The sequence below is a fragment of the Polaromonas sp. genome (genome assembly GCF_029945895.1).
Classification (GTDB): Bacteria; Pseudomonadota; Gammaproteobacteria; order Burkholderiales; family Burkholderiaceae_C; genus Polaromonas.
In genome coordinates, this window is sequence record NZ_JAQSDL010000043.1 from 127,633 (window position 1) to 141,901 (window position 14,269).

Annotated in this window: 13 protein-coding genes; 7 read left to right on the top strand and 6 right to left on the bottom strand. The window is 64.4% G+C overall.

Annotated elements, in window-relative coordinates:
* Positions 1-23 precede the first annotated feature (23 nt).
* Positions 24-1,157, bottom strand: a complete 1,134-nt coding sequence (locus PSV33_RS05915) for an ABC transporter substrate-binding protein (protein ID WP_300559802.1) — start codon at positions 1,155-1,157, stop codon at positions 24-26.
* 163 nt (positions 1,158-1,320) lie between these two features.
* Positions 1,321-2,451: an ABC transporter substrate-binding protein gene (locus PSV33_RS05920; protein ID WP_300559805.1), complete on the bottom strand. Its 1,131-nt coding sequence runs from the start codon at positions 2,449-2,451 to the stop codon at positions 1,321-1,323.
* 63 nt (positions 2,452-2,514) lie between these two features.
* Between PSV33_RS05920 and PSV33_RS05925 the strand changes: the two genes are divergently transcribed.
* The 6 genes from PSV33_RS05925 to PSV33_RS05950 all read left to right on the top strand — a co-directional run bounded on the left by PSV33_RS05925 (position 2,515) and on the right by PSV33_RS05950 (position 8,342).
* Positions 2,515-4,629 carry a molybdopterin oxidoreductase family protein gene (locus tag PSV33_RS05925; RefSeq protein ID WP_300559807.1) on the top strand — a complete coding sequence of 705 codons (2,115 nt, stop codon included), beginning with the start codon at positions 2,515-2,517 and terminating at the stop codon, positions 4,627-4,629.
* 5 nt (positions 4,630-4,634) lie between these two features.
* Positions 4,635-5,744: an aminopeptidase gene (locus PSV33_RS05930; RefSeq protein WP_300559809.1), complete on the top strand. Its 1,110-nt coding sequence runs from the start codon at positions 4,635-4,637 to the stop codon at positions 5,742-5,744.
* Positions 5,737-6,063, top strand: coding sequence for a polyhydroxyalkanoic acid system family protein (locus PSV33_RS05935; protein ID WP_300559811.1), 327 nt, complete (start codon positions 5,737-5,739; stop codon positions 6,061-6,063). The genes PSV33_RS05930 and PSV33_RS05935 overlap by 8 nt, the downstream gene beginning before the upstream one ends.
* Complete coding sequence (locus PSV33_RS05940; protein ID WP_300559813.1) at positions 6,060-7,265, top strand: CaiB/BaiF CoA-transferase family protein; 1,206 nt, start codon at positions 6,060-6,062, stop codon at positions 7,263-7,265. Before PSV33_RS05935 ends, PSV33_RS05940 begins: the two co-directional genes overlap by 4 nt.
* 227 nt (positions 7,266-7,492) lie before the next feature.
* A complete protein-coding gene (locus tag PSV33_RS05945) occupies positions 7,493-7,906 on the top strand; it encodes a hypothetical protein (RefSeq protein ID WP_300559815.1) in 414 nt (137 codons plus the stop codon).
* A 16-nt stretch (positions 7,907-7,922) separates the two neighbouring features.
* Positions 7,923-8,342, top strand: coding sequence for a hypothetical protein (locus PSV33_RS05950; protein WP_300559817.1), 420 nt, complete (start codon positions 7,923-7,925; stop codon positions 8,340-8,342).
* A gap of 62 nt (positions 8,343-8,404) precedes the next feature.
* Here the strand turns inward: PSV33_RS05950 and PSV33_RS05955 are convergent, their stop codons facing one another.
* Positions 8,405-8,659, bottom strand: coding sequence for an acyl-CoA-binding protein (locus PSV33_RS05955; RefSeq protein ID WP_300559818.1), 255 nt, complete (start codon positions 8,657-8,659; stop codon positions 8,405-8,407).
* Positions 8,660-8,783: 124 nt separating this feature from the next.
* Here PSV33_RS05955 and PSV33_RS05960 point away from each other — a divergent pair, with 124 nt between their 5' ends.
* Positions 8,784-10,316 carry a wax ester/triacylglycerol synthase family O-acyltransferase gene (locus PSV33_RS05960; RefSeq protein WP_300559820.1) on the top strand — a complete coding sequence of 511 codons (1,533 nt, stop codon included), beginning with the start codon at positions 8,784-8,786 and terminating at the stop codon, positions 10,314-10,316.
* Between the two features lie 77 nt (positions 10,317-10,393).
* Here the strand turns inward: PSV33_RS05960 and PSV33_RS05965 are convergent, their stop codons facing one another.
* The 3 genes from PSV33_RS05965 to PSV33_RS05975 form a co-directional block, all read right to left on the bottom strand.
* Complete coding sequence (locus tag PSV33_RS05965) at positions 10,394-11,167, bottom strand: type III pantothenate kinase (RefSeq protein ID WP_300559822.1); 774 nt, start codon at positions 11,165-11,167, stop codon at positions 10,394-10,396.
* A gap of 104 nt (positions 11,168-11,271) precedes the next feature.
* Entirely contained in the window at positions 11,272-12,726 is a 1,455-nt protein-coding gene (locus tag PSV33_RS05970) for an amidase (RefSeq protein WP_300559824.1), read from the bottom strand.
* Between the two features lie 40 nt (positions 12,727-12,766).
* Positions 12,767-14,266, bottom strand: coding sequence for a M81 family metallopeptidase (locus PSV33_RS05975; protein WP_300560037.1), 1,500 nt, complete (start codon positions 14,264-14,266; stop codon positions 12,767-12,769).
* Positions 14,267-14,269: the final 3 nt, after the last annotated feature.

Sequence of the window (14,269 nt, forward strand, 5' to 3'; positions counted from 1 at the left end):
GCCGCAGGCTGCTTCGGCGCGAGTCAGGTTCTGACGCGCCCGTCGCCGGTCAGCATGGACAACTCCACAAAGCTGGAGGCCACATGGTCGGTCGGCGAGAAGGACACGGAGAAACCGCCCAGCGACTGGCTGCCCAGGCCCTCCAGGCCGGCAATCAGCGACTCGCGGCTGAGTTTGCCACTGGCACGCTTGAGGCCTTCGACAAACAGCTTGGCGGCCACATACCCTTCCATGCTGGAAAAATTGGCTTGGGCATCCTTGCCGGCTGCCTTGACGGCATCGGCAAACTCACGCGCAATCGGGCGTGCCGCGTTGTAGGGTGAAGGCATGACCTGGGACACCACCACACCGGCACCGTCCTTGCCCAGCTCGTCGGCCAGCGCCTGCGTGCCGACAAAAGACACGTTGTAGAACGTGCCGCCATACCCGGCCTTGCGCGCAGCGCGAATGAAGGCGGCACAGGATTTGTAGGCGCTGATCTGCACCACGGCATCAGGGGCCGCGGCGACCAGGGTCTGGACCGCTTTGGCCACATCGACGGAATTGCGCTCCACCGTGGCCTGCGCCACGGTTTTGAGACCCAGACCGTTCAGGGCCAGGGTGACGCCGTCCAGGCCGGCCTTGCCGTAGGCGTCGTTCTGGTAGAACACCGCAATTTTTTTCAGCCCCAGGCTGGTCAGCTGCTTGACGATGAGGCCGGTTTCGTCGTTGTACGACGCGCGGACGTGAAAGGCGTATCTGTTGAACGGCTCGCGCAGGCCCATGGCGCCGGTGAAGGGGGCAATGAAAGGCACCTTGTCCTTGGTCGCCAGCGGCAGGGCCGCCAGGCTGGTCGGGGTACCGATGTAGCCAAACAGCGCAAACACGTCGTCTGCAATCAGCTTGCGGGTGTTCTCGGCGCAGCGATCCGGCTCATAACCGTCGTCCAGGTTGCGGATTTCAATCTGGCGCTTGCCGACGCCGCCCTGGGCGTTGACCTGGTCAAAATAGACCTTGGCGCCCTGGTAGAACTGGATGCCCAGCTGCGCGGCAGGCCCGGTAAAGGCGGCCGACTGGCCGAGGATGATCTTGCTGTCGGACTGGGCCCGGGCAATGTTGAATCCGGCCAGCATGGCGGCGCCGGCGGTGAGGGAAAGTTTTCTGCGAGATATAAGCATGCTTACATTCTCGCCAAAGACGAGGCCGGGCTAATCGCGTCCGGGACGCGCCACCTTTCGCTTTTCAGAAAATCGGTACTTTAGTTCTAGGAATTAACCAGAATACGGGTAAACCCTTTGTTTTTCGTCAGAAATTCGTCAGCCTTCTGTCGCGCGGCCCCCACTATTCGCGCACCCGCCCCTGCGAATCGATCAACCCGAGCTCGACCAGCCGGGAACCCACGCGGTCGTCCAGAAAGTGGACCCGGAAGCCGCCGACGCTGACGTCGTCCATAGCATCGATCGCCTTGCGGAGTTTGGCCCGCGTCACGTCCTTGCCGGTACGCCGCAGCGCTTCGGTATACACGCGGGCGGCGATGTAACCTTCGAGCATGTACACATTGGGTTTGCCCAGCTTGGCAGCGGCCGCATCGGTCTGCAGTTCACGCACCAGGGCCACCTTGCTGCTGTCGCTCTTGGGCACCACCCGTGCCACCACCACGCCGGCCCCGGCCTTGCCCAGCTGCTCGGCCAGCAGGCTCTCGCCGGTATTGGAAAAGCCGTAAATCGGCCCGCGAAAGCCCTTGGTGCGCAGGTCGCGCACAGCGTTGGCAGCGCCCGCGGCGTCACTGATGACCAGCACCGACTCCGGACGCTCGGCCAGTGCCTTGTCCACGCTGCCGGCCAGACTGCCGCTGGCAAAGGCAGCATTGGCCACCAGGTTGGCGCCCAGACTCGTCATGGTGCGCTGGGCCGAGTCGAGGGCGGCCATGGATTCGCCGTCGCTGGCATGCAGGATGGCCAGCTTGCGCGCGCCCAGCGTGGCCGCATGTTTGGTGATGGCTGCAGCCTCTTCCGAGTAACCGGGACGCAGGGAGTAGACATTGCCATACAGCGCGCCGCGAAACTCGTCGGCCGCCGCCATGGGCGCAAACAGCAACACGTCGCCGTCCTTGATCAGGGGGTAGGCCGCGGTGACTTGCGGCGAGCCGTAAAAGCCAAACAGCGACAGCACGCCCTGCTCGAGCAGCTTCTTCGTGTTGGCAGTCGTGTTGGCCGGGTTGCCCAGGTCGTCCAGCGTGACCAGCTCGATCTTGCGGCCGTTGATGCCGCCGGCTGCGTTCACGTTGTCGAAGTACAACTTCGCGCCCTGGTGAAAGGGCTGGGCCAGCGAGGAGCCCGGGCCGGTCAGCGCCAGGGACTGGCCGAGCACAATGCCGGTCTTGCTCACGCCGTCCTGGCTGCGCCCCGCTGTACCTGTCAGCAGCAAGGCGGCTACGATGAGGGTCTGTCCGAGAGTCTGTATTTTTTTCATGTTGTTTTGCCCTGACTGATTCGCAGCCAGGGCGGTTCCTTTCCCGAAAATGTAGTTCTATTCATGCCAGCTTCCATCAGCATCTCCCCTAGGCCCGGTTCCGCGAAAGACGCCATCAAGGTGCGGGGCGCGTGTCCGCACGACTGCCCGGACACCTGCGCCCTGCTCACCACGGTGGAAGCTGGCGTGGCTGTCAAGGTCCAGGGCAACCCCGACCACCGGCACACCGGTGGTGTTCTCTGCACCAAGGTCTCGCGTTACACCGAGCGCAGCTACCACCCTGAACGCATCCTGCAGCCGCTCAAGCGGGTGGGACCCAAGGGTTCGGGACAGTTCGAGGCCGTGAGCTGGGACAGCGCGCTCGGCGAAATTGCCGCGCGGCTGCAGGCCATCGCGCAGCGCGACCCGCAGGCCATCGCCCCCTACAGCTATGCGGGCACCATGGGCCTGGTGCAGGGTGAAGGCATGGCGGGGCGCTTTTTCAACAAGCTGGGCGCATCGCTGCTGGAGCGCACCATCTGCTCGGCCGCCGGTACCGAAGGGCTGACGCAAACCCTGGGCGGCAAGGTCGGCATGAAGGTCGAGTTTTTTGCCGAAGCCAAGCTGATCCTCATCTGGGGCAGCAACTCGATCGCCAGCAACCTGCACTTCTGGCGCCACGTGCAGGAGGCCAAGCGCCAGGGCGCAAAAATCATCTGCATCGACCCGCGCAAGACCGAAACCGCCGAAAAGTGCCACGAACACATTGCGCTGCAGCCCGGCACCGACGCCGCCCTGGCACTGGGCATCATGCATGAGCTGATCGTCCACGACTGGCTGGACCACGCCTACATTGAAAGCCATACCATCGGTTGGCCCTTGCTGCGTGAGCGCGCGCTGCTATGGAATCCGGAGCGCGTGGCACAGGTCTGCGGGATTCCGGTGGAACAGGTGCGTGCGCTGGCGCGTGACTATGGCGAGTGTTTCGTCAACGGACAACCGGCGGCGATCCGCCTGAACTACGGCATGCAGCGTGTGCGCGGCGGCGGCAACGCCACGCGGGCCGTGGCCTGCCTGCCGGCCCTGATTGGTGCCTGGCGCCACCGTGCTGGCGGCGTGTTGCTGTCCAGCTCGGGCATGTTTCCGGTCAACCAGGCTGCGCTGCAGCGGCCCGAGCTGCGCGCCGGCCGCCAGTCGCGCACCCTCAACATGATCACCATCGGCGACGACCTGCTGAGAAGCAGTTCCGCAGACTTCGGCCCGAAGATAGAAGCACTGATTGTCTACAACAGCAACCCGGTCGCGGTGGCCCCGGACTCGGGCAAGGTGGTGCAGGGTTTTGCGCGGGAGGACCTGTTCACCGTGGTGCTGGAGCATTTCCAGACCGACACCGCCGACTACGCCGACTTCATCCTGCCGGCCACCACCCAACTGGAGCACTGGGATGTACACGGCGCCTACGGCCACACCGACGTTCTGCTGAACCGCCCCGCGATCGCGCCCGTCGGGCAGGCGCGTACCAATACCGAGATCTTCCGCGGACTCGCGGCCCGCATGGGCTTTTCCGAACCGTGTTTTCTTGAAGACGACGAAACCCTGTGCCGCACGGCCTTCAGCCACCCGGACGGCGACAGGATAAATTTCGACGAACTGCTGGACAAGGGTTTTGCCACCCTGCCCGGCCCCGACGCACCGTTTGCCGAGGGCCGCTTTCTGACCCCGTCGGGCAAATGCGAATTTTTCAGCGCGCGGCTCGCCGCGCAGGGACTGGACGGCCTGCCCGACCATGTGCCCAATTACGAGGCGGCCGGCAGCTCGGCCAGCTACCCGCTGGCAATGATCTCGCCGCCGGCGCGCAACTTCCTGAACTCCACCTTTGTCAACGTCAAAAGCCTGCGCGACATCGAGGGCGAGCCGCTGCTGGAGATCAACGCGCAGGACGCCGCCGCGCGCGGCATCAGCACCGGCAGCGTGGTGAAGGTGTTCAACCAGCGCGGCAGTTACCGCTGCAAGGCCAGGGTGTCCGATCGGGCGCGCGCCGGCGTGGTCCACGGCCTGGGTGTCTGGTGGCGCAAGTTCGGCCTGGACGGCACCAATGTCAACGAACTGACCAGCCAGCACCTGACCGACCTGGGACGCGGCCCGGTGTTCTACGACTGCCTGGTCCAGGTGCAACTTGACGCCGGATCAGTACTCTGACGGAAATGACCTCCTTCCGGCCGTCGCCCCGAACCGTCGCCCTGCTCACCGCCGTGTTGCTGGGCCTGTCCGGTTGCGCCAGCCTCGGTTATTACTGGCAGTCGGTCAGCGGTCACCTGCAGCTGATGAACGCCGCCCGGCCCATTGATGACTGGCTGCAGGACAGCGAGACCCCCGACAAACTCAAGGCCCGGCTGGCGCTGACGCAGCAGATCCGGCGCTTTGCGGTGAGCGAACTGAAGCTGCCCGACAACGCCAGCTACCAGCGCTACGCCGACCTGCGGCGCAAGGCCGTGGTGTGGAATGTGTCGGCCGCGCCCGAGTTTTCGCTGACCCTGCAGACCTGGTGTTTTCCGGTCACCGGCTGCGTGGGCTACAAGGGCTATTTTGACGAGGCACAGGCGCGCGCCGAAGCCGACAAGCTGCGCGCGCAGGGGCTGGAGGTCAGCGTTTATGGTGTGCCGGCCTACTCCACCCTGGGCTGGATGAACTGGGCCGGTGGCGACCCGCTGCTGAGCACCTTCATCGGCTACCCCGAGGGCGAACTGGCGCGGTTGATCTTTCATGAGCTGGCGCATCAGGTGGTGTATGCCGCCGACGACATGGACTTCAACGAATCCTTTGCCACCGCCGTGGAACGCCTGGGCAGCGCGCGCTGGCTGGACACCCACGGCAGCGCCGCCGTGCGCAAGGAATACGCGCTGTACAGCGAGCGCCGCCAGCAGTTTCGCGCGCTGACGCTGGGGCTGCGCCGCGAACTCAGCGAAATTTATGAGCCAAAAGAGGCTCCAGCCCTTGACCACCGTGCGCAAGCCGCTATGAAAAGCGTAGCAATGCAGACCTTCCATGCGCGTTACGCCGCCCTCAAGGCCGGCTGGGACGGTTATGCCGGTTACGACTCCTGGGTGGCCCGCACGAACAATGCCTCGCTGGGCGCACTCGCCGCCTATGACGAACTGGTACCAGGCTTCGAGGCGCTGTTTGCGCGCGAAGGCAGCAACTGGCCGCGGTTTTATGATGCGGTCAGGCGGCTGGCCGCCCTGCCCAAACAGGCGCGGCACGACGCCCTGCGCCCTTCCATCACCACGAAAACAGAGGAGACACCCCATGGCTGACATCCACATCGAACGCGAGCACAGCTTGGGCCTGGCCCAGGCCCGCAAGATCGCATTCCAGTGGGCCGAGCAGGTCGAGGAAAAGTTCGACATGAGCTGCACCTACGAAGAAGGCGACAGCTGTGACGAAGTCAGCTTCACCCGTTCGGGCGTCAGCGGCACGCTCAAGGTGAGCGAGGACGTTTTCGAGCTGGACGCGAAGCTGGGCTTTCTGCTCGGTGCCTTCAAGGACAGGATCGAAGGCGAGATCGTGAAAAACCTCGACACGCTGCTGGCGCAGAAAAAACCCGCCGCCAAAAAGAAGCCTGCAGCGAAATGACCGCCGCAGCCCCCGCAGGCCCCCTGGCGGGCCTGAAGGTGGTGGAGCTGGGCCAGCTCATCGCTGGCCCCTTTGCCGCCAAGACGCTGGCCGACTTTGGCGCCGACGTCATCAAGATCGAAGCACCGCGCACGGGCGACCCGCTGCGCAAATGGCGGCTGCTGAAAGACGGCACCTCGGTCTGGTGGCAGGTGCAGTCGCGCAACAAACGTTCCGTGGCGCTCGATTTGCGGCAGGCGGAAGCGCAGGAAATTGTGCGCAAGCTGGCCACGGACGCCGACGTGCTGATCGAAAACTTCCGCCCCGGCGCCATGGAAGGATGGGGCCTGGGGCCTGAGGAACTGCTGGCCTTGAACCCCCGCCTCATCATGCTGCGCATCAGCGGCTACGGGCAAACCGGCCCCTACCGCGACCGCCCAGGTTTTGGTGTGGTGGCCGAAGCCATGAGCGGCCTGCGCCACCTGACCGGCGAACCCGGCCGCGTGCCGGTGCGTGTCGGCGTCAGCATAGGCGACACGCTGGCCGCGTTACACGGCGTGATCGGCATTTTGCTGGCGCTGCAACACCGCCATGCTTCGGGCCAAGGTCAGGTTGTTGATGTGGCGCTGTACGAGGCCGTCTTCAACTGTATGGAAAGCCTGCTGCCCGAATACAGTGCTTTTGGCGCCGTGCGCGGCCCGGCGGGCAGCGCCCTGCCCGGCATTGCGCCCAGCAATGCCTACCGCTGCAAGGATGGCGGCTACGCGCTCATTGCGGGCAATGGCGACAGCATTTTCAAACGACTGATGACAGTGATGCATCGGCAGGACCTGGGCAACGACCCCGCGCTGTCCGACAACGCCGGCCGCGTGGCGCGTGTGCAGGAGATCGACGCCGCGATCGGCCAATGGACGGCGGGCCTGACGGTGGACGAGGTGCTGGCAGCACTGGAAGGCGCCGAGGTGCCCGCGGGAAAAATCTACACCGTCGCCGACATCGCCGCCGACCCGCACTACGCCGCGCGCGGCATGCTGCAAACCGTGCAGATGGACGACGGCTCGCAACTCGCCGTGCCCGGCTTCGTGCCCAAACTCTCAGCCACCCCCGGCAGCCAGCGCCGCAATGCGCCGGCCCTGGGCCAGGACACCGATGCGGTGCTGCGTGAGGTGGGGCTGACGGAAACGCAGATTGCCGCACTGCGGGAACGTGGGGTGGTGGGGTGAGGGGCGAAATGCTATGTTATTAATAGCTGGTCGCGCTTGTGGGGTAAGGGCTGACAGCAGATTTTTCGACTAATTCAGGTTAAACCTAGAATCGCGGTGCTAGCTTGCGTTTTAACTACACGACGGGAGGCTTCGATGCATAAACACTCTGGGCGCAACAAGGAATTAGCGCAATATCAGCAAACGGAGTTACGTCGCAGGCTGTGCGACATATATTGAGGCACATCATGTCGCAACAACTTGCACTCACAATTGCCGCCGCAGCCATAGGCTTCGTGGCTGCGGTTTATTTCTGTGTCGGCAACGTTATGAATACACCCACCGCCATCGTTGCCCAAGCTACGCCACGCTGGGACTTCAGTGAACCGCTAGCTCGCACCTTTGCAGCACAGCGAGCCCAGTACGTCGTTGGCGCAATTTTGCTCGTTGTTGCATTCATGCTGCAGGTCGCCGCCGCGCTTGCCTCGTCTACGTCTGCCCTGCCGCTTCCTGCAATGCTGCAGTCATGGCCGGCGTTTCTTATCTCGGTACTATTGCTCGTCGGTGGTGTCTCAAGCATTGGCGCGTTATTCCTGCACAAGTCAACCCTTGAAAAAGTGCTGGCACTTGGCATGACCGCGCAAGATGGAAGTGCCGCCTAATCAAACGATAACGCACATGGACTGGAGACTCGCCATCTCACTCTTGGTCCCTGAAGCTGTCGTAGTTGCAGGCTGGTTCGTGGTCCATCGCTTCAACTCAGCGAAGGATTTCGCTGCCCGAAGGCGAGAGCTGATTGTCGGATACCTGATAGATGCATACCGGAAACTAGAGAAATCCGCAGATCCGATAGAGCCGCAGGAATCATGGAAGGACATGGAGTCTGCCATCGCCGACATTCAGCTCTTCGGATCTGGCGAACAAGTCAATCTTGCTCAGCAGTTCGCCAGGGAAATTGCGCAGAGACAGACCGCGTTTGCTACAACCTTGCTTGAAGAGTTGCGCAGGTCGCTGAGATCCGAGCTAAAGCTTGCCCCTGTTGCGGAGCCCATCATCCATCTGCGCTTTCGTCGCAATCTGCTGCGAAAAAAACCCTAACTCTTTCCAGCCAAGTTGGTTTGCAACTCGGCCTCCTTAGGAGGCTCGCAGCCCACAGCCAATCAGCTCAACGACTCAATCAAATCCACATACTGCTGCATCGCATCTTCCTGCGATGTGCCCTTCAGGTTGTTCCAGGCATCCCACTTGGCGCGCGCCACCATGTCGCTGAAGCCGGGCTTCTTGTCGGTGTTGTCGCCCGTGCTGCCCTGCTTGTACAGTGCATAAATTTTCAGCAGCGTGGCGTTGTCAGGCCGCTCGCTGAGGTTTTTGGAATCGGCCATGGCCTTGTCGAATGCTGCCTTGATGTCTGCCATGAGAGTGCTCCCTTGTGGTTGAAGATCAGAATGAATTCGGGTAACTGCCCGGTATCTTAGCCACTGCCTTGCCTGCAGAATAGGGAATTCACCCCATCCGGGGTGTCGGGTACACGGAGTTTTCATGGTCACACGCGTTTCGGCCCAGGCAACGGGCAAAAAGGTCGCAAAGAACGTCCAGAAAAACGTCAAGCGCGCGGTCTCGGGCACGCTCGGCCTGTCGGGCGAGCGCATGAGCAAGGTGGACACCGCCTGGCTGCGCATGGATACACCGTCCAACCTGATGATGATTGTCGGCGTCTGGCAGCTCACGCCGGGCGTGAGCCACGCGGCGGTTTGTGAGCGCATGGAGAACAGCCTGCTGAAGTACGCGCGCTTTCGCCAGCGCGTGATGGAAGACGCCGCCGGCGCGACCTGGGTCGAGGACCGCTACTTCGACCTGCAGAACCACGTGGTGGCCGACAGGCTGCCGAAGGCGGCGAAAGGCAAGGAGCAGGAAGCGCTGCAGGACCGGGTGGCCGAACTCGCCATGCAGCCGCTGGACCGCAAGCGCCCGCTCTGGCAAATTCACCTGATCGAGGACTACACCGGCCCCGATGGCGTCAAGGGCAGCGCCATGATTGTGCGCATCCACCACTGCATCGCCGACGGCATTGCGCTGATTTCGGTGACCATGTCGCTGGTGGACGGCGGGCTGGCGCCTCCTGAACGCCGGAAAAAGGAAACCGGTGGCGGCGCCGAAGACTGGATTGCCGATACCCTGCTCAAACCGTTTACCGACCTTGCCGTCAGGGCCTTGGGCGCAGCCGGCGAGGGCGCCGCCCGGTCGCTGAACCTGCTGAGCGACCCGCACAAGGGCATGGCCGGCTCGCTCGACATGGCCAAGGTCATGCTGCAAGTACTGAAAGACAGCGCCGCCCTGGCCCTGATGCCTGACGACTCCAAAACCCGGCTCAAGGGCAAGCCGGGCACCACCAAGAAGGTGGCCTGGTGCCAGCCGATCCCACTGGACGAAGTCCGTGCTGTCGGCAAGGCGCTGAACTGCTCGATCAACGATGTGCTGCTCAGTTGTGTGGCCGGCGCGATTGGCGAATACCTCAAGTCGCACGGCGACGACGTCAAGGGACAGGAGATACGCGCCATGGTGCCGGTGAACCTTCGGCCCATCGAGCAGGCCTACAAGCTGGGCAACCGCTTCGGCCTGGTGCCGCTGGTGCTGCCCATCGGCGTGGACAACCCGGTGGAACGTGTGTACGAGGTGCGGCGCCGCATGGCGGCGCTCAAGGGCAGTTACCAGCCGTTGCTGGCCTTCAGCCTGCTGGCGATTGCCGGGCTGCTGATCAAGCCGGCGCAGGACGCGATGCTCAACCTGTTCTCGAAAAAGACCACGGCGGTGATGACCAATGTGCCGGGCCCGCGCGAAAAGCTCAGCTTCTGCGGCGCCACGCTGGAGCAAAGCATGTTCTGGGTGCCGCAGTCGGGCGATGTCGGGCTGGGCGTGTCCATCCTCAGCTACGGCGGCGGCGTGCAGTTCGGCGTGATCACCGACAGCACGCTGTGCCCGGAGCCGCAGCGCATCATTGACGAGTTTGTGCCCGAGTTTGCCAAGCTGTCGATCGTCACCCTGATGCTGCCCTGGGGCGACGCTGCGTCGTGATTTTCAGTGCTTCAGGGCCTCAGCCCTGATGGGGAAAGCGCAAACAGCTATTGAATTGATAGCAATCGATACTGCTTTCAGACCGAGACCGCCAGGCGCTGCGCGGCAATTTCCAGCAGGCCGTCGAAAATCAGGCTCTCGACCAGCTCCACCTTGACCGACATGCTGGGCGCCATCTTCCAGCCCGCGCCGCCGGTCATGATGCATTCGGGCGCCTCGCCGCAATGCCGGGTGGTGTTTTCCACCATGCGCTGCACGGCGCCGGCAATCGCAAAGGTGCCGCCGCTGGTGAGCGCGTCGCTGGTGTTGGTGGGGAAGTCTTTCACCTCGCCCGTGGGCACATGCAGCCCGGCCGTGCCGGATTCAAGCGCACGCAGCATGATGCCGTGGCCTGGCAGGATGATGCCGCCCAGGAACCTGCCGGAAGCGTCGATCGCCTCGACCGTGACCGCCGTGCCCACCATCACGACCACGCAGGGTTTGCGGATGCCGCGGCCCAGAAGGCGGTGCCGCGCACCTATCATGGCCACCCAGCGGTCGGCACCCAGACGGGTCGGGTGGTCGTAGCCGTTGGTCACGCCGGCCTCCTGGGCGCTGGAAACAACCCAGCGCGGCAGGACATCCCAAAGCTCCATCTGTTCCTCGACGCGGCGTTTGACCGCGTCGCCGGCCACGATGCAGCCCAGGATGTGTGACGGTGTGGGCAGGCCACACCACTCCTCGTCCGCCAGCTTGTCGATGTTTTCCAGAAACACCGCGCCATGGGCCAGAACGGGCGACCCGACCACCGGGGCCGCGTAATGGGCCCACTTCAACCGGGTGTTGCCCACATCGAGTGCTAAAAAAGTCATGCCACCCGATTATGAACAGCTTCCGGGGCCAGGGACGCCGGCAGGCCTAGAGGTTTTCCAGTAAGTGGTGGCGCACGCCGCGGCAGCCGTTGGCCGCAGGCCCTTCATGAGGCGAGCGCCACCGGTCGCTTGAAGTCAACACCGGCAGGCCGTGCGGCCTCGTACGCACGCGAGGCGCGCAGCACCAGCGCATCACCAAACATCGGTCCGACAAACTGCAGGCCGATGGGCAGGCCGGCTGCGGTCAGGCCACAGGGCACCGTGCTGGCCGGCTGCTGCGTCAGGTTGAAGGGGTAGGAAAACGGCGTCCAGCCCAGCATGGCTGCCGGGTTCATGGGACTGTGTGCGGCCGGCCGCGCCTCGAAAGCCGGCACGGCCACGCTGGGCGTGACCAGCAGGTCGAAACGCTGCATGAACTGGCGCATGTGGGAACCGAGCGCGCCGCGCTGCAGGTGCAGTCGCTGGATGTCGAGCAGGCTGAACTTTTCACCGAGCAGCGCCTGGGCGCGAAAGTCGGGGTCGGTCAGCGCCTGCTGCGCGGGGGTGAGGGTGTTCCATACGGTCCAGGCACCAGCAAACCACAGGCCGGTGGTGATCTCCAGCGGGTCTTCAAAGCCGGGATCAACCTGTTCAACCAACGCGCCGAGCTCGGCCAGCAGCGCCACGGCACGAGCCACAGACTGCGCGACTTCCGGATCCACGTTGCGCGCATAACCCAGCGCCGGCGACCACGCGATGCGCAGGCCGCGGATGCCGTCTTCCAGCCCCTGCAGGTAATTGCTGCTGTCAGGCGGCAGCGAGGTCCAGTCCCGGGCGTCCGGCTTTTTGAGCACGTTCATCATCAGCGCCGCGTCACGCACGCTACGGCTGTGTGGGCCCAGGTGCGCGACCGAGCCGAACGGCGACAACGGGTAAGCCGGCACACGGCCGAAGCTGGGCTTGAGGCCGAAGTTGCCGCAAAACGCCGCCGGAATACGCACCGAGCCGGCGCCGTCGGTGCCTATGGCCAGCGGCCCCATGCCGGACGCCACCGCCGCCGCCGCGCCGCCGGAGGATCCGCCTGGTGTTTTCGACAGGTCCCAGGGGTTGCGCGTGATGCCGGTGCGCGGTGAATTGGTTTCGCCCTTGCAGCCAAATTCGGGCGTGGTGGTTTTGCCGAGGATCACCCCCCCGGCTTCACGCAGCCGTGCCGTCACCGGCGCGTCCACGTCCCAGGGCTGGCTGGCGTCCACCGTGTGGCTGCCGCGCAAGGTAGGCATTCCGCGGGTCAGGATCAGGTCCTTGATCGACACCGGCACCCCGTCGAGCTCGCCGCAGGGCGCACCACCCTGGCGGAATTTCTGCCAGCGCGCCTCGCTGTCCCGCGCGCTTTGCAGCGCGGACTCCTGCGCCACCAGGCAAAAAGCGTTGAGACCGGGGTTGAGCGCATCAATACGTGCCAGCACGGCGCGCGTGGCTTCTACCGGCGAGGCCTGGCCACTTCGGTACAGCTGCAGCAGCTCGGTGGCGGTGCAATCAGCCAGATCAGGCAAGGTGGGCAAAGTGGGGGAAGGGGTCATCAGCTACTCCAGTCGTGGCCAGGTCCGGTCGAGCCGTCCCTCAAGGACGCCGCCGGATCGCGTCGGGCAGGTTTTTCCAGGGCAGATCGGCCGGGTCCGCCGCCATCGGCCCGGCGGCTTTCGCAATCAGGATGTCGGTCGCCGCATTTTCCACCAGCGGCGTGAAGTCCGCGCGGAAGTGGTTGGAGCTCTTGACCACGATGATCTTCATCGCCTCGGACGTGATGCCGACCATGCGGAACAGCTCGCGGTCCAGCATCTGCTTCTTGCCGCTGCTGACGGCCACCAGCACCCCGTCGATCTCCAGGCAGGCGCAGGGGCCGAGGTGCACAGTGAGCCCGGTCATCATCAGGCCCTTGAGCGTGACGGTGCCATCGTGGACCGCGCGCACCTTGAACGAACCGGAAACGGGCGGATCGCTCAGGTGCCCGGTGAAGGTCGGCACCGCCGTCCCCAGCGTGGTGTTGATCGTCGCACCCACCCCGGCCGCCACCGCCATCGCGGCCGCCGCAGGGTCGAACATCAGTCCCAACGCCACCTGCCCGGGAAAGCGCCGCCCGGCGCCCTGCTGCAGCAAGGCATGCAGCAGTCCGGTTGTATTGCTGTCGCCGCCCGCGCCGGGGTTGTCCTGGGTGTCGGCCATCACCACGGGCTTGTTGCGCCTCGAGGCCAGCGCCATGGCATGGACCACGGCGTCAGGCGCGTCCAGTGTGCTCAGCCGCCACTGGGAGGGCTCGGACACGCGTTCGCCCAGACGCTGCACAGCCTGCTCTGCGTGTTCGCCATAAGCCCAGACCATGGGCGCGCACTCCGCAAAATCCGCCGCCGGAAACGCCATGCAAAAGCTCAGCACCGAACCGAAGTCACGGTCCAGCACCAGCAGTTCTTCGTAGATGCTTTTGGCCGGTTCCATCCAGGTGCTTTGCGCATTGAGCGGAATCAGGAAGGGCAGGCGCCGGAAATGCAGCGGCTCGCGCCGCCCGAGCTTGAGCCGGCGCGCCAGCAACTGCGCCGCCAGCTCGCCGGTGGCGGCCATGTCCACGTGGGGGTAGCTGCGGTAGGACACCAGCGCATCGGCCTGCTGCAGCATGCACCGGGTGACGTTGGCGTGCAGGTCCAGACTGGCGATGATGGGGACATCGGCCCCCACCACGCGGCGGATGCGCGTGATCAGCTCGCCCTCGGTATCGGCCACATGTTCGGCCACCGCCGCGCCGTGCAGGTCGAGGTAGACCGCGTCAAAGCCGCCTTTGTGCACGTCGGACAGGATGGACGCGCTGATACGCTCAAACGCGTCCTCGGTCACATAGGACGAAGGAATCGCGCCGCACCAGCTGCTGGGCACGAGCTGCCACCCCAGGGTCCGCGCCGCCTCGATGAAGCCGCCGATCGGAATGTTGACGCCGGCGAGCTTGTCCAGCATGGCCTGGCCATGGATGAAGGCGGGAAAGGAGTCGCCCCGGTTGAACGCCGCCCAGTCGGCCCGGGTGGGTGCAAAGGTGTTGGTTTCATGCTGGTAACCAGCAACAAGGACTTTCAGACT

Excerpts from the sequence above, each read along its gene's own strand:
- PSV33_RS05915 (WP_300559802.1), bottom strand. The coding sequence starts at position 1,157 with ATGCTTATATCTCGCAGAAAACTTTCCCTCACCGCCGGCGCCGCCATG.
- PSV33_RS05920 (WP_300559805.1), bottom strand. The coding sequence starts at position 2,451 with ATGAAAAAAATACAGACTCTCGGACAGACCCTCATCGTAGCCGCCTTG.
- PSV33_RS05925 (WP_300559807.1), top strand. The coding sequence starts at position 2,515 with ATGCCAGCTTCCATCAGCATCTCCCCTAGGCCCGGTTCCGCGAAAGAC.
- PSV33_RS05930 (WP_300559809.1), top strand. The coding sequence starts at position 4,635 with ATGACCTCCTTCCGGCCGTCGCCCCGAACCGTCGCCCTGCTCACCGCC.
- PSV33_RS05935 (WP_300559811.1), top strand. The coding sequence starts at position 5,737 with ATGGCTGACATCCACATCGAACGCGAGCACAGCTTGGGCCTGGCCCAG.
- PSV33_RS05940 (WP_300559813.1), top strand. The coding sequence starts at position 6,060 with ATGACCGCCGCAGCCCCCGCAGGCCCCCTGGCGGGCCTGAAGGTGGTG.
- PSV33_RS05945 (WP_300559815.1), top strand. The coding sequence starts at position 7,493 with ATGTCGCAACAACTTGCACTCACAATTGCCGCCGCAGCCATAGGCTTC.
- PSV33_RS05950 (WP_300559817.1), top strand. The coding sequence starts at position 7,923 with ATGGACTGGAGACTCGCCATCTCACTCTTGGTCCCTGAAGCTGTCGTA.
- PSV33_RS05955 (WP_300559818.1), bottom strand. The coding sequence starts at position 8,659 with ATGGCAGACATCAAGGCAGCATTCGACAAGGCCATGGCCGATTCCAAA.
- PSV33_RS05960 (WP_300559820.1), top strand. The coding sequence starts at position 8,784 with ATGGTCACACGCGTTTCGGCCCAGGCAACGGGCAAAAAGGTCGCAAAG.
- PSV33_RS05965 (WP_300559822.1), bottom strand. The coding sequence starts at position 11,167 with ATGACTTTTTTAGCACTCGATGTGGGCAACACCCGGTTGAAGTGGGCC.
- PSV33_RS05970 (WP_300559824.1), bottom strand. The coding sequence starts at position 12,726 with ATGACCCCTTCCCCCACTTTGCCCACCTTGCCTGATCTGGCTGATTGC.